The organism is Methylobacterium sp. 092160098-2 (assembly GCF_028920805.1).
GTDB classification, from domain to species: Bacteria; Pseudomonadota; Alphaproteobacteria; order Rhizobiales; family Beijerinckiaceae; genus Methylobacterium; species Methylobacterium fujisawaense.
Genome location: NZ_JAQPZJ010000002.1, coordinates 1157142 through 1171922, shown reverse-complemented (window position 1 = coordinate 1171922; position 14781 = coordinate 1157142). Strand labels below are relative to the sequence as shown.

11 protein-coding genes and 4 pseudogenes are annotated in these 14781 nt (G+C 63.7%); 6 read left to right on the top strand and 9 right to left on the bottom strand.

Features of this window, described 5'->3' with window-relative positions; genetic code table 11:
* Positions 1–173: 173 nt before the first annotated feature.
* A complete protein-coding gene (gene repC / locus PQI07_RS31100) occupies positions 174–1304 on the bottom strand; it encodes a plasmid replication protein RepC (protein ID WP_274928751.1) in 1131 nt (376 codons plus the stop codon).
* 180 nt (positions 1305–1484) lie between these two features.
* Complete coding sequence (locus PQI07_RS31095) at positions 1485–1688, bottom strand: ribbon-helix-helix domain-containing protein (RefSeq protein WP_274928750.1); 204 nt, start codon at positions 1686–1688, stop codon at positions 1485–1487.
* A gap of 623 nt (positions 1689–2311) precedes the next feature.
* On the opposite strand from PQI07_RS31095, the pseudogene PQI07_RS31090 reads away from it, so the two are divergent.
* Together PQI07_RS31090 and PQI07_RS31085 are read left to right on the top strand one after the other, a co-directional pair.
* Positions 2312–3376, top strand: a pseudogene (locus PQI07_RS31090) (IS256 family transposase); the annotation flags it as partial.
* A gap of 126 nt (positions 3377–3502) precedes the next feature.
* A complete protein-coding gene (locus tag PQI07_RS31085; protein ID WP_274928749.1) occupies positions 3503–3628 on the top strand; it encodes a hypothetical protein in 126 nt (41 codons plus the stop codon).
* Between the two features lie 333 nt (positions 3629–3961).
* Here the strand turns inward: PQI07_RS31085 and PQI07_RS31080 are convergent.
* A pseudogene (locus PQI07_RS31080) lies at positions 3962–5059 on the bottom strand (recombinase family protein); the annotation flags it as partial.
* Positions 5060–5280: 221 nt separating this feature from the next.
* On the opposite strand from PQI07_RS31080, the pseudogene PQI07_RS37965 reads away from it, so the two are divergent.
* Positions 5281–5535 (top strand): annotated as a pseudogene (locus PQI07_RS37965) (IS256 family transposase); the annotation flags it as partial.
* Positions 5536–5637: 102 nt separating this feature from the next.
* Here PQI07_RS37965 and PQI07_RS31070 read toward each other — a convergent pair.
* Positions 5638–5865, bottom strand: a complete 228-nt coding sequence (locus PQI07_RS31070) for a hypothetical protein (RefSeq protein ID WP_274928748.1) — start codon at positions 5863–5865, stop codon at positions 5638–5640.
* A 1660-nt stretch (positions 5866–7525) separates the two neighbouring features.
* On the opposite strand from PQI07_RS31070, the gene PQI07_RS37805 reads away from it, so the two are divergent.
* From PQI07_RS37805 to PQI07_RS31060, 3 genes are all read left to right on the top strand, one after another.
* Positions 7526–8146 carry a DUF6634 family protein gene (locus PQI07_RS37805; protein ID WP_342462676.1) on the top strand — a complete coding sequence of 207 codons (621 nt, stop codon included), beginning with the start codon at positions 7526–7528 and terminating at the stop codon, positions 8144–8146.
* Between the two features lie 476 nt (positions 8147–8622).
* The gene (locus PQI07_RS31065) at positions 8623–8934 is read left to right on the top strand and encodes a hypothetical protein (protein ID WP_274928747.1); all 312 of its coding nucleotides are present in this window, start codon (positions 8623–8625) and stop codon (positions 8932–8934) included.
* A 2-nt stretch (positions 8935–8936) separates the two neighbouring features.
* Positions 8937–9503, top strand: a complete 567-nt coding sequence (locus PQI07_RS31060) for a type II toxin-antitoxin system VapC family toxin (RefSeq protein ID WP_274928746.1) — start codon at positions 8937–8939, stop codon at positions 9501–9503.
* 386 nt (positions 9504–9889) lie between these two features.
* On the opposite strand, the pseudogene PQI07_RS31055 reads toward PQI07_RS31060, so the two are convergent.
* The 5 genes and pseudogenes from PQI07_RS31055 to PQI07_RS31035 form a co-directional block, all read right to left on the bottom strand.
* Positions 9890–11126: pseudogene (locus PQI07_RS31055) on the bottom strand (IS3 family transposase).
* Positions 11127–11564: 438 nt separating this feature from the next.
* Positions 11565–12302 (bottom strand): hypothetical protein, encoded by a 738-nt coding sequence (locus PQI07_RS31050; protein ID WP_274928745.1) that lies wholly within the window; start codon positions 12300–12302, stop codon positions 11565–11567.
* Between the two features lie 200 nt (positions 12303–12502).
* Positions 12503–13234: a hypothetical protein gene (locus PQI07_RS31045; protein WP_274928744.1), complete on the bottom strand. Its 732-nt coding sequence runs from the start codon at positions 13232–13234 to the stop codon at positions 12503–12505.
* Positions 13234–13947, bottom strand: coding sequence for a hypothetical protein (locus PQI07_RS31040; protein WP_274928743.1), 714 nt, complete (start codon positions 13945–13947; stop codon positions 13234–13236). The genes PQI07_RS31045 and PQI07_RS31040 overlap by 1 nt, the downstream gene beginning before the upstream one ends.
* Positions 13948–13975: 28 nt before the next feature.
* Positions 13976–14710, bottom strand: a complete 735-nt coding sequence (locus PQI07_RS31035) for a hypothetical protein (protein ID WP_274928742.1) — start codon at positions 14708–14710, stop codon at positions 13976–13978.
* Positions 14711–14781 lie beyond the last annotated feature (71 nt).

Genomic DNA, 14781 nt, shown 5'->3' with positions numbered 1-14781 from the left:
GGGCCGACTCCGCAATCTGGGGCGGCGGCGACGAGGAGCTCTTCGGCTCCGGTTCCGGCATCAACTTCGGCTGCGCACCGAGTCACGGGCATCGTAGGGTCGATCCACTCCCGTTCTTTCTCGCAGGCGAGCCGACTTGATCGAGCATTCTTTTGAAACCGGGTGCCCTGCATTTACGTCATCTTTCTCCGTCGCATTGCCATCAACTCGGCCTCAATCCCATAGCGCCCTTCTGCGCATAGGCGCACGAGCCGGCGAAAGTATCCGCCAGGATTTTTGATCCGAATCTCACCACGTTGCGCCTCATCGTCGTGTATCTGCGCGACGATGAGGACCAAAACGGAGGCGCGGAACGCCCCTATAGAGTCGCAAGCTTCAGCCCAGGCGGACGGGTGCGCTCCAATTCCTCCCCGCATCAAACGGCCAACCTCGATGACGTCCAGCTCTGTTTTGAGGCTCACACCGAATTCGGTCGCCACAGGGCAGGCAGACGCAACGAGGCCGGGCTCGAGCAGTCGGTCCGGCCCAGGCTCCTCCCGGGAGCCTTTTGTACAAGGATCGGTAGGAGATCCGGTGTTTTGTTCTATATGGCGGCTGGAATTGCCGGCAGAGGCGGCCTGATAGAAGCGTTCCTCTGCCATGGATTGTAGCTCTCCCCAAGCTTCGAGCACCTGATCAGGATTGGCGGCAATGTCCCGCCTCCGCGGGGTATCGCGCTCCAGAGACTCGCGTGCCGCGAGCAAATCAGAGGCCTCGATTTGAGGAAATCGCATTAGAAGGGCGCTGATGGCCTCGGATACGGCCCGGCGTCGGACGGTCAAAAGATCGAACGAACGCCGTCTGTGAGTTTCTCTCGAGGTCGCCTCCAAGATCGCGTGCGCCCACTCGCCCTTTCGCGCCACGATTGGGGTGAGATCGAAACCGTAGGCGTCGATGATTGCGCCGCCGGGCGCTCGAATTGCGAAGCGCTTGCCATTGGCGCTGTCCCGCGGCGTGATGACTTCGAGGGCTACAAGGTCGCGCAGGCCGTAGCGGAGCGCACGCTCCGACAGCCCGGTCATCCCACACAGGTGCTCGTTAGAGGGCCAAACCACCAAACGCTCCCACTCCTGCTCACCCCAGACAGCGCAAAGCGCCGACAGGATCGACCGCAGGGAAGGGCGCAGGCGCAGAGCCTTGGCAGCCTCCCGGCCCGCGGCCGAGAGCTCTTTGCGAGAGATCGTTCGCCCGTCTTCGAGCGCACGTCTCCGACCGGCGAGGGCGGCGCGCGTGAGCGGCCGGCCACCGGAATGAACCGTTTCCACCTTTCACCTCCTCTAGGAGGCAAAGCGGGATCGTTCACCCGCGAGGGTGTCATTGACGGGCGGTGCCCAGGAAGGTTAGAAAGGGTTGCGAATCACTTTCTGACCTGGGCCCCCACCTAGCGATGAGAGATCCAAAGGCCCTACGGCTCCCCAGCCGTGGGGCCTTTTGCTTTGCCGTGGTTACATCGACTTGGTCTCCGTAAACGCTGCCTTGAGCGCGTGGACGATAGCGGTACGACGGTTCGGAAACCGACCAGCCTTCACGGCCTCATCGATCGCCTCACGCACCGGCGCCGGCACCCAGACATTTGTCTCGACCTCACCGGAGGCCTTGCGCGCATCGCGCAAGCGCTTCACGCGGGCCTGAGACTGCATGTCGGGCATCGGGCATACCTCCCACGACTCGTAGCGTTACGAGTAGTCGACTGATTCTGGGGACCGAGTCCAGCGACCGCCAAGATTCATTCGGGGATTGATAGGTTATTAGGGATCGCGCTGAGGTTGATTCAGTGAGGCAGCCGAAAGCTGAAGCTAAGCCGTACGCTGCCGCGTCGGCAGCATAGCGAGTTCGGGCTGACACCATCAAAGGTCAGCTGTAGGGGGTGACACTAATCCAGCGACCGTCGTCGACGTGCGCTTGATGCGTGCTCTGCTCCCGCTCAGGTGGTTCATCGCTGCATCTGGTGGTTCAGGCTGTGGGGAGTCGGCGTCGCGGCAGGTCGAACTTGGCGCGGCCGTCCGTGGAGCGCTTCAACTGCTCGAGGCAATCGACCTCGGCCAGGCGCCCCTGCTGCTCCGGAGCGATCGTAAGCCGGCGCGAACCGCAGCCTCGTCCTGCCGCCGGAGGGTCGTGTCCCTGGAGGTGGTGTAGCTCGCCGGTATCGGGAGAGCCCGCCTGCGCGCCCTTCACAGCGCTGTAGCAGGCGGGATCTCTCGCGGGGTGGTCATCGGCGGTTGCCGGGTAGGGTCGGGTTGCGAGCACCAACCTCGAACCCGAGAGACCCCCGATGACCGACGAGATGATGGCCCTGCGCGGGCTGATGGAGAAGAGCGCCGACGCCGATCTGCTGCGCGAGATGATCGGCTTTGCGGCCGAGCGGCTGATGGAGTTGGAGGTCGGTGGCCTGACCGGCGCGGCCCACGGCGAGAAGAGCGCCGAGCGGCTGGTCCAGCGCAACGGCTACCGTGACCGGGATTGGCAGACGCGGGCCGGCGCGGTGGAGTTGCGCATTCCGAAGCTGCGCAAGGGCAGCTACTTTCCGGGCTTCCTGGAGCCGCGCCGCATGGCCGAGAAGGCGCTCACGGCTGTGATCCAGGAGGCCTACATCCAGGGCATCTCAACCCGCTCGGTCGATGACCTCGTCCAAGCGATGGGCGGCACAGGCGTGTCGAAGAGCCAGGTCAGCCGGCTCTGCCAGGAGATCGACGAGCGCGTGGGCGCGTTCCTCGACCGGCCGATCGAGGGCGAGTGGCCGTATCTTTGGATCGATGCGACTTACGTGAAGGTGCGCCAGGACGGGCGTATCGTCTCGGTCGCCGTCATCGTGGCGGTCGGTGTGAACACTGACGGCCGTCGCGAGGTGCTTGGCATGGATGTCGGCCCCTCCGAGGCCGAGACGTTCTGGACGGCATTCCTGCGCAAGCTCGCCCGGAGAGGTCTGCGCGGCGTCAAGCTGGTGATCTCTGCCGCCCACGAGGGCATCAAGGCGTCGGTGGCCAAGGTGATGAACGCGAGCTGGCAGCGCTGCCGCGTCCACTTCATGCGCAACGTGCTCGCCCATGCCGGACGCAGCGGGCGGCGTGTCGTCTCCGCCTTCATCGCCACGGCATTCGCCCAGGACGACGCCGAGGCGGCCCGTCAGCAGTGGCGGCGAGTGGCTGATCAGCTCCGGCCGAAGGTCCCAAAGCTCGCCGCCCTGATGGACGAGGCTGAGCCGGACGTGCTGGCCTACATGGGCTTCCCCACCCAGCATCGGGTCAAGCTGCACTCCACGAACCCGCTGGAACGCCTCAACGGCGAGATCAAACGCCGGACCGAGGTGGTCGGCATCTTCCCCAACGAGGCGGCCATAGTCCCTCGCACAACGTTGCCGAACTTGAGCCGGCTGGCGACCGGTGCCGCGGGGATCTGAGGGCGCAGCACCGTCATCGGAGCGGTTTGGGCCTCCTGGGATGCGGAACACCACCTGGACCTGCCCGTGATCGACCTCGATCCGCCGCACGAGGGCACGGATGATCTCGCGACGGCCCGCCCAGTTGAGGGTATTCAACCCGGCACGGACCCGATCGGCGAACGCCTCCAAGCGCCCGATTACCAATTGTAAGCTGCGCTCGGTCTCATGTGCCGAGAGCGCTGCATCCCGCTCCGTGCGCAGCCGTTCCAGACGCTGCTTCAGCCGCGTCAGGCGCGGCTTGAACTCGTCGGCGTCGATCACGTCCTCGGCGTAGCCGTCGATCAGCCGGTCCATCCCGCGGCGCAGGCGCGTCATCTGCCGCTCCAAGCCATCGACGTCTTGATGCACGTGACCGTCTCGGGCTGCCGCTGCGCGCCGCTCGTGCTCGGCCGCCACCCTCTGCGGGTCGGCCAGCACCGCCTCGACTTGATGCCACACCGCCTCTTCCAGCTTGTCGCTACGCACCGAGCGATTGCGACAGATGGCTTGGCCACCGAACCGATGCGCGTCTGTGCCTGTGCAGCGATAGTAGCCGTAGTCGGCCGGCCTTTGTCCTCCGACGAGGCCGCGCGCCATCTTGCCATAGAATGCGTAACCGCACTGCCGACACACCACGAGGCCTTGCAACAGCCATCCCGGTCGACGGCAGCCTTCGCGCTTGCGCTGTCGGTTCTCATCCAGCTGTTCCTGGGCCGCCGCAAACAGGTCAGGGTCGATGATCGCAGGCACTGGAATGGCGATCCACTCCTCCGGCGGCACCGGTGATGCGGTGCTGGTACGACGCATCGTCGAGGACTGCCCACGGATCGGACGCAGTCGCACTGACGTCGGCGCGATCGCGCGGGTACGACCATACATGGCTGTGCCCTGGTAGGTTGGATTGCGGAGCATGCTGCACAGCGTCGTGGCGTCCCAGTCCGCCTTCCCCGTGCGGGTCGGGTAGCCCTGAGCCTCCAGTCGACGACACGCCGCGCGCAGGCTGATCCGCTCGACGCCAATCCAAGAAAAGACCTGTCGAACCGCGCGTGCTTGGTCCTCCATGATCTCGATCCGCGCCGCACCGCCTGTGGCGTGCCGGCCGATGTAGCGATAGCCGTAGGGAGCATGAGCAAGGGCACTCACAGCTCCCGACAAAGCTGAGTGACGGCGTCCGCGCCGGCATCGCTCCAGGATCCGGGCGCGTTCATACTCGGCGATGACGCCCTGAACCTGCAGCAGGAGGTCGTCCTCGGCCGAGCCGCCAAGAGCGCGGTTGAGGAACACGATCTCGACGCCGACACGGCGAAACTCGTCGACGAGCAGCACTTGATAAGCGTAGCGCCGCGCCAGCCGATCGGGAGCATGAACGTAGAGGCGCTCCACCTCACCTGCGGCCACAGCATCGCGCAGCCGCTCCAGAGCTGGCCGTGCGAGCGTCGCGCCGCTCACCCCCTCGTCGACGTAAACGTGCTCCGCGCTGATCTGGATGGCATCGACAGCGGCGCGCTCCTGCAGCGCGGCGAGTTGACTGGCCACCGTGTTGTCTTGCACCTGCCCGTCGCTCGAAACCCGCGCGTACAGGGCGGCTACGATCTTAGCCATGGTCAGTCCTCCTGCGCATCAGAGGTGTGGCCGGAACTTGGCTTGGGATCGCGGCGGTGACCATCGGCCGGATCGAGCGGCGCGGGATCGGAACCAGACGTTCGTAGGCGTCGGCCAAGCACTGCGGCGCGATCCGGCAGACCTCGAAGGAGACTTGCAGCCGAAGTTCGGGAGGCGTGCTGCGTCGAGCCATGGACGCGCTCCTCAGATGGCGCGGCTGAGCTGCGAGGCAGACGGGTCAGCACGCCAGCGCGGAACCCCTCCCCATACTGCGCTCGCAGCGCACCGCGATCCAGGGAAGTGCTCCAAACAAAATTGGCAACGTTGTGGGAGGGACTATCACACGCCTTGTAGGCGCGATCCTGCTGGAACAGAACGACGAGTGGGCCGTCCAGCGCTCCCGCTACATCACCCTGGAAAGCATCGCCCCGATCGGCGATGATCCCCTCGTCAGCCTGCCCACCCTGGCAGCCTGATCAACCCGGCCCAGGCCGGTGATCGTGGTGGCCACGCCGAAGCTACACCACGCCAGGGGACACAACCTGCCGGAGACTGGTAGCGAAGCCATCGACTACGCACTAACCGCGCTTGCAGGCGTCGTCCGGCGATCCATCGAAGGCGCCGATGTTCTCCAACTTGACCAGCTTGCCACTGCAGCAATCGTCCACGATCCGGCAGAATTGGCGAGCGAGGCCGACGATCCGGGCTGCCTCCTTATCCTGCAGCACGCGCGTGACCGCCACTGCGACGTCGGTGTCGAGGTTCTTTGGCTCGCACGGGAGATGCGAGGAAAGCTGCTTCGGCAAGGGCAGGGGCAGCCATCGGCGCAGAAGGCTGTGTCTGATCGCTTCGTCCGCGGTCGTAGTCCGACGCTAGCGTCGTTCGCTAAATCCGGCCTTGCCTCACAGTGTCGGGAAAGCCGAGGACGCGCCGTTCGCGACAGAGCTGATCTCGTTCTCGAAGCCTTCCCCGTTTAGCGCACGTAGGTGGTCGAAATGGACGTTGAGGTGCCTGCGCCCCGAATGACGCGGATTGTGTTCGGTCAAGGCGAACTTATGAACTGTGGCGCAGTCCGGTTTCGCACCCGATCCGCTGGAGCAACTGCCCGGTCGAACGGCGGCTGCGCATTCCTTGTAGAGCGCGTCGCACGCCTGGACCGCTGCGGTGCAGACGAGGGTTCCCGAGTATCTATTGGCTCGGCGGTTGAAGACTATTAACTCTCCTTCGCAATTGCATATTCAAGATTCGTCATCATGCCCACATTTTTCCATCGATATCATGCCGGACATCTGTTTTAATACAAGTTTTTTTCAGTATTTGTCAAACCTCGCTGGCCGATCGATTTCGAGCATTCGTGATTAAGCAGCTCCCCAATAGCGGAATAATTCTCAAAAACGTATCAGGTCGGTGTGGCTCGAAGAATCGTTAGCGAGCACAAAACGACATAGGTTTCCGCTTGCACCGGACGCGGCATACGCTATCGTAGTTTGTAGAACTCGGCGCTTTGTTCCAGTTGATTCTGAACCAGAGCGCGATCTGGGAAGCCGATAGGCGCGGACCCGAAACAGGAACCGCCAGCATCGGATTTACGCGCGGCTTCGTCCAGCGAGACAATCCGCGACGATCCTCCCATTGAGGGAGCACGCACGTTAGGCGCTCAATGGTGCCGCGCGGCGAAATCTCTTCGATCGGAACCCGCATACGCACGGCTGGATCTCCGGCCGAGAGCAAAGCTGCCTCATGCACCCAAGCCAGGTCCGTACGCGAAGACTCGCAGCGTTGCAATTCGTCAGCCGCTTGCAGCAAGTCGGATGCGCTTTCATGAAGTGCGACGGTGGATGCCATCTCCTCCGCTCGGATCGTCAGGACGTGCCGATCTATCGAGGAGAACCGTGGCAGAATCTATCATCGTCGCTGAAGCCTGCCGAAACATTCGCCGATCATGTTGCTGCAATGGGGCAAAACAACTTCCGTGATCACCGAGCGGCATCGACATTGCCGGCGAGGAAGACAGAAGCGGGCCGATCCCGATCGCTTAGGGCTGATCTACATCTACGTCGACTCCGAACCATCGTTCAGCGGCGTCTAGAGACGAAATTCGAATTCCCGGGCGTCGCTTGCAAGCATTCTGCCGCCGAGGCGGCGCTCGACCGGCGTGGCGATGTCGATGCCGGGTCGTGTGAAGAAGTCCAACGTTCTATCCTACTGGAGCGTCGGCCGTCCGCGATCGAAGTGACGGTCATCCGTGTACCCCTGGAATCGCGTCAGCTTCGCAATCGTCCGATCGATGCTTCTCTGGAAGCACGGCACTACCACCTTCGCCTTCCAAGATCGACGCGGACCGATCAAACATCAAGGTCATCGGCATCCTAGTCGGATCCCTGCGGTGGATCATTCTCGACGTAGTCGCGTGGTGATGCCGATCGCTTGGTGGCCGGTGAACAAATTCTAGGTGCATTCGCCGACATGACTCGAGGGACGTTTGCCGCTGCCCTACGCAGCGTTGCTGCGAGGGGCGACAGATGCGGCCACATCCCTCCTGTCGAGATCCTGAGCTACCTTGGAGCATCTTGCCGACGTGCTGACCGGCCAATGCATGCTCGACGGTGGCCAGTTCACGACCATTTCCGACACGTGTTCGACCTCGTAGCGCTATTTAGCTCGAACCATAACCGATGGCTTCTAGGACGATCGCAAAAAGAAGCGGACGAACAACGTTGTAGGACGAATTGGAGAAGATCTATGACGATCTTGAACACCGGCGCTGGACCGTTTCCCGAGCTTGCAAGAACAGCAAGAAAGTATTTTGCACTAGCTGAAGATCTGACCCACATTGCTCGCGGCGAACACCCGACGGAGAACGCATTGCAAACTGCTCCGCAATTGACGGGTTGGCGGGTCTACATAGCACCGCGCCCTCATTTGGTCGGTGTAGTAATGGGGCACCCCTACCTTGAAAACGGCCGTGTGATAACGACTAGCGAGCTATTCACGTTCGATCCGTTCACCGGCTATGCGAGGACGTACTCGCGCTTCTATCGTCTCGGTCCGCACTTCCAAGCGCGCTCCGCCGTTCGCGAGCCATAGTGGTCGATGTCGCTGCAGCGCATGCGTGCCGCCTGACCGCCGTTCAACTGCTGACCTTCAACCCGTTAGGACTGGCGGCGCAGCGGATAAGGCAGCCGCGGCCTAGCCCTTCTCAAAACATTCAACCGTGTTCCTCGGCGGCGCCGGCAGAACCTGTGCCTCCCGTCGGCCGCTTGTGGTCACCATATTCCGTGTTTAACATATATAGGGTTGTGTTAAACGAGCGCGAACGCGAGAGAACCATGGCACCCGCGCCGACTGATGGCCGAGCTGGTAAGAGGGGCAAATTCCCGGGCAGCTTGGCTGTTTGCACGCTGCGCGTGGAAAGCCGTCTCAGCGATTTCAACGACTTGTAGCGGTCCAGGAACGAGCAAGCTTGGCGTTTGCCCGGGAATTTGCCCCGCTTACGCCGAGCTGTCCGTAAGTCACGGAAGCGACTGACTGAGACCGAGACCAGGAGCGCCGAGACGCACGCGGTGAAACTCGAACGCGCCAAGGGTCCGGTCGCGTTCGCCGGCGGGTCCGCGGTGTCGGTCAAAACTGGCATGCTCGTCCCCGCGGTGATGGTCCGGGCCGCCGACATGGCGCTGATTTCGAAAGAGACCCAACAGGTCGGTGCACGGCTCCCCGCAAAGTTGCTCGAACAAGCCAAGCGCCGCACCGGCATCGTGTCGACGACCGACCTTCTGGCCTTTGCGCTCGCCAACGTCGCGGTGGAGGACAACTTCGCCAGAGTGTTCGCGAACGCACGCGGCAAGCTCGACCCGGATCTAGACATCGGGTTCTGAAGGTGGCGCTTCTCGCGACGCACACGGATAAGCTCCGATCGCGTCATGACCTCGCTAGGATCACCCTGCGGACCCGCGACCAACTTGCCTACGTCGACGACGCGGCGGTGGCGGCCGGCGGGCCGCTTCTGCTCGACACCGGCGTCTACATTCATCAGTTGAAAGGTCGGACGCCGGTGCTCTTGGACCACCTGATTGGGGTCCGCCAAGTCAACCACAGCATCGTCGCTGTGCAGGAGATGCTGCACGCCATCGGCGTGCTGGACCCGATCGACCCCCGCACCGAGGCCAACGTCGCCGTCATCCGGGACGTGCTCGATGGAATCCCCACGCACCGCCTCTACCAGCCAAGCAGGCAGGCGATGGCGGATGCCGCAGTATACGCCGGCATCCTGTGCAGGCTCAGGTCCTACGTCAAGGACCGGCGGATGAAGGCCCTGCATGACTGCACGCTGTTCCTACAGGCCCGGGAGATGGGTTGCACGCTGGTCTCAGCCAATGTCGTCGACTTCGACCTGCTGCAGCAGCTCGGCCCGGAGGTCCGCCTGCTGTTCTACGAAGCCTCCTGACCGGCACCGGGACTTGCGGACCACCTTCCGAGCGATGACCACGCGTCGGCGGAGGATGCGGGCCCTTCCTGCGGAAAACCGTGCCGCGTCCATTCCGAACGATGCTCGTTAGGACCGGCGAAAAGGCCGGCATGATCCGCGGTCTCGCCGGGCTTGAGTGGGTCTACTGTGCCGTCCAGTGTAACCGCCAGCATGGTGATCTGCGGACGCCACATGAGCCTCGCCGCATATTGCGAGCCGTGCTCGCCCTGGTGGTCAAATACCATCCGGACCGCGCGCTCGCGAACCTCAGGTGAAAAGGGTGTGCGGCGCTTCGTCATGGCTCCATGCTCTCAAGAGTTGGAGCCTCCGGGAAACTCGGCGCGGTTCAACTGGAGTCGCCCCCATCAAATCGGACACGGGGCTGGTTGCATTCGAGCACGGATGAACTCGCGCGGCGAGCGCATGCCGAGCCCACGATGGGGATGGTGTTCGTTGTAGTCGGTGATCCAGGCGCCGATCCGAGCCAGAACGGTGTCGGCGTCGGACGGGGCTGTACGCGGGCATAGTCGCGCTTGAGCGTCTTCACGAACGCCTCGCTCACCCCGTTGCTCTCGGGCGAGCGCACCGGCGTGAAGCAGGGCACGAGGTTCAGGGCCGCCGCGAAGGACAGCGTCTCGGCGGCCGTGTAAGCAGAGCCGTTATCGGCCAGCCACTGCACGGGATGGGTCGGGCGCAGGCCGCTGAGCGAGCTTCCAGGCTGCCGAAGCGAGCCTCCACGCAGGTCAGCATGAGATCGCGCACCATCTGGCCGGTGACTCCGCCCGTCGAGGCCACCCAGGCGATCATCTCGCGATCACTCGCGATCATGGGTGTCGATGGCGAAGGCTACCCACACCACCTCGCCGTTCCAGCAGCCGATCTCCAGCCCATCCGAGGACCAGCTCTGGTTCGGGGCCGCGGCGATCACACGACCCGCGTGGGCGCGCACGGGTCGCCCACCCGTGTGGCGCTGGAGGAGCAGGCTGTCCCGCTTCATCAGGCGGAACACCCTCTTGTGGTTCAGGGCGGGCTCGCCAGTGGCGCGCCGCGTCCGGTTCAGGATCGCCGTCACTCGCCGATAGCCGTAGGTCGGCCGCACGTCCGTGATAGCGCGGATGGCGATCAGGACGGCCTCATCGTCGGCACGACGATAGCGACCGCGCGACCGCGACCCACTCCGTATCTGCTCGACGAGGTTGGAGCGGGCGACGCCGAGCACGTCGGCCACGGCCTTCACCGGGAACAGCCCGCAGGCGGTGACGGCAGCGGCCACGCGGCTTTTTTTACCCGTGCAGCGGCCAGCGCCTCCTTGAGCACCTCGACCTCCAACGTCTTGCGTCCCAGCAGCCGCTCCAGATCGCGCACGCGCGCTTCCAACTCGCGCATCCGGCTAGCAGCGACCACCTCGTCGTCAGCCTGCACCGCCACCTGTCCGCCCTCGGCCATGCGACGCCTCCACCCGAATAGAAGGCTCGGTGAGTGCCCATGGATCCGCGCCACTGCCGAGACGGTCATGCCGGGCTGCATCGTCTCCTCGACGAAGCGCACTTTCTCGTGGGCGGTGTAGCGCCTGCGGCGCTCGCGCCCGGTGATGATCTCGATACGCTGCGTGTCGTTCGGCCTAGGCGCACGCCTAGGCTTCCGCCTAGGCCCTCACGGCTGCGCCCGGTGTCCGGTCGAATTGGGGGCCACACCAGATCCACACGTGACCCTGAACGAAGGAACGACCTGTGCGAGTTACCGACACATCGGTTCGTTGAGCTCTGTGGCAGACTTCACAACTCCGAAGGAACGAGGTAGCAATAGAGCACTCCTTTCTGAGCGCTGGCGACCTCCCAGCGAAGATCCGATTTAGTCGCCTCTCAGAGACACGTATTTTGGCTTCTATTAGCTGGAAAAGAAAACTAACTACAGGTTGTGCAGCCGGAAATGCATATTTTATTCATCTCCCGAAATGGGCACTACCTGTCGGGGATTCGTCGGGACTTTGGCTTCCCATTCGTTCCCATAAAGGAACAACGATTCTCTACCATTGGGTCGTCACCAAGGTCTAAACTGGGGCCAGAGATCGAAAAAGATTGTGAGTTCAAGGGGATCCGCGAAAGTTAGCTTGAGAGGCACCGCATGCCTTATCACTATCTCGAAGGTGTAGCTCCCGGGCGTTGTCGGCGACCCGGACAGCACGACCGACCACACGCCCGTGTTGACGTCCTGTTGCGTCGACAGGGAGAGCCCCGGAGGCAGATCGCCGGTGGCGCGGGAGACGTTGAAGGGCTGGCGGCCGCCGGAGATGCGGAGCGACCCGCTGTACGGGATGCCGACCGATCCGGTGAAAGGGAAGTTGTAGGTGCCGAGCGTCGGCGAAGGAGCGGAGACGTAGATGGTCGGCGCGTTGTCCCGCACGACCATGCCGTTCGCATCCGTCAGCTGGACGATGACGCCCGAATAGTTACCCTCGTTGGCGAAGGTGCAGGACGTCGAGAGGATCGAGCCGGACTGCAAAGGAGTGGAGCAGCCCGGCGGGAGGGGCGATCCGACCATCTCGAACAGGTATGGCGACCGTCCGCCGGTGCCCTGCCAGGAGATGGAGTAGCTGCGGCCGTCGACCTTGTAGTAGGTTTGAGAGGTGACGACGTTGTTGGTGATGGTGGGGATCGGGTAGGTGCCGGCGGTCGTCGGCTGGCGGAACACGTAGGACGCGGCCAGCACCTCGGCCGGCTGGCCGAAGGCCATCACGGCGGACAGTGTGAGCGCGATCGCGCGACGAAGCAGCGGCATGACAGGTCCGGTCGTTCCTTCGCGACCAGATTAAGGCAGCAGGCCCGTCAGCGCAAAGGAACAAATCCGTTTATTTGCCGTTCGTTCCCACCCGATATGGAGCGGCGTCGGCCTTCTTCGGTCCGAATGCGCTCGTGATGCATGGTTTCCCGGGTTCGAGGCTTGTGGGCGGGCGCTCGAATCCGGCCTCCTTCAGCCCCTCAACCCTCGAACAGCACCCTCATCGACGTCGGGCTGACGGTCTCGATATCCTCGTGGCGGAGTTGGTAGCTCTTCGCCTTCGACTTGCCTGGCTCGAAGCCTTGGCAGCGCACGTCGAAGCGCGACGCGGGATCTCCCGCACGCTCGGCCACGAAGGAATCGCAGATCAGGAAGGCCATGCGCCCGATCTCGCCTACCGGGGTGAAGGCGCCCCAGCTTTCGAGCCCGACGGCCTTGCGGTTGCGGACCGTCGCCCAGACGGCGTGGACGAGCCTGTTCTCGAGGCTCGGGAACCTGCTGCCCCGCATCGTGTCCAGCAGGACCTCGGGCCGGCACCGCCAGAACTCGTGGAGCTTCACCACCCGCCTCTCGACGCGGCGGGTGGTGCCGTCGACGAGCTGGACCACGTACTCGCCCTGCATGGAGTGCCCGCGCTCGAACCGGACGATCGTCACCGGCTGGCCGTAGGACAGCGACGGCGGCTCGATCACGAACTTGCCCGGCCCGATCTCCCGGCTGGTCGTGGCGCTCGCCCACTGCGCAAGGGGGCGGCGGGCAATGGCGCCGGCATCCTCGTAGATCCAGGCCTTCCGTCCGACCGTCGTGGCCGGATCCACCGAACGCAGGTCGACGGGTCTGCATCCTTCCGCGATCGCCGGAGCTGCGGCTGCGATCGCGCCGGCTGCGATCAGCGTGCGGATGAGCGAGAGACGCATGCCGACGATACCCATCAGGACGCGAAGAGGATCTTCATCGAGGTCGGCGAGATGGTCTCCACGGCGGAGGGTTCGATGTAGAACGACTTGCCGCCGTGGTGGTCAGGGGAGAAGCCCATGCATCGAAGTGGCTCCTGCCACGAGTAGAACTTCTTGATGTTGGGGTCGTACACGTCGCAGATCGCGAAGGCGTACCCCGCCAGCTTCTCCTCAGGAACCCATTGACGTTTGTCGTCGACCGCCGTGGCCTTGGTATTGGAAATCCTCACCCAGGCAGAATGCACATGCTTCACGTCCGCGACGCCGGACATGCCCGAGGGGTGCTTCTCAAGGAGCGTCGCCGCCGAACAACTCCAGAATTCGAAGAACTGGACGGCCTGACCGTTTACGAAACGGAAGGTGCCGTCGGGCATTTTGACCTTGTAGATGCCGGATCCGAAGTTGGCCTGCTGCCACTCCACGATCTCGACCGGCTGCCCGTAGTCGAGGCGCCCGAGCTTGGAGTCCAAGGCGAAGTTGCCCGGTCCGACGGCCACGTAGAGGTCCGCCTTCGGCCATTCGGACGGCGACGAGAATGCCCTGGTGTTGACGGGGTCGTAGATCCAGGCCTTCATCCCGGCGGCCTGCGCGGGCACGATCTTCGTCCTGTCGACGGGCCTGCATTCGCCGGCATGCGCGACGGTCGACATGGTGACGGCTAGGACGGCCGCGGCGAGAAGCGACTTCATCGATCGGGTCCTTCGTGTTCCGGCCTGCTCAGGAGCCGAGGAGGATCTTCAGCGAGGTCGGCGAGACCGTCTCGACCGCCTTGGGATCGAGGGACATGCCGGGACCCCAGCCCCTCGGCGTGACGGCGTTGCAGCCGGCGAGATCGAACTCCCATTCGTTTCCCTTCCGGAGCGGTCCCCTCACCGACTTGCACAGCATCAGATCGACCTTCGCCACGTCGGCCGGGCTCATCCAGAGGCGGTCCTTCTCGATCGGGGTCGTCTTGTCGATGAGACGCACCCAGACGCCCTGGGTCCATTGCACGTCCTCGTTGAACGGATATTTGCCGTCCTTCGTCGGGACGCGGCGCACCTCAAGCAGTTGCCGAGCCGTGCAATGCCAGAACTCGTACAGGTGGACGGTGGGACCCGGGACAACGACCTGTCGCCCATCCTGGAGCCCGACGGTCACGCGCGCCCATCCCTGAGGCACCGGCTCGTACTTGATGATCTCGGCCGGTTCGCCGTAGGGGACGGCGTCGTTCTCGTCGATGTACCAGCTGATCGGCCCGTTCTGCTTCATCGTCGGCGCAGAAGCGAAGCCCTTGGCGCTCTTGACCATCATCCCGACGTTCTCGGCCCAGATCCATGCCTTCCGGCCAGGAAGCGAAGAGAGATCCACGGCCGCGACATCGATCGGGCTGCACCCTTCGTCGGCTTTGGCGGCCGGCGGTCCGAACAGTGCGACGACCAGAACGAGGGCGAAGATTGCGTGCGCTTTCATGGTCGTTCCGGATGGGCAAGTGCGGTTATCCTCGCCCGGCAACATTGAAGAATCGCCTCACTGGAATACCC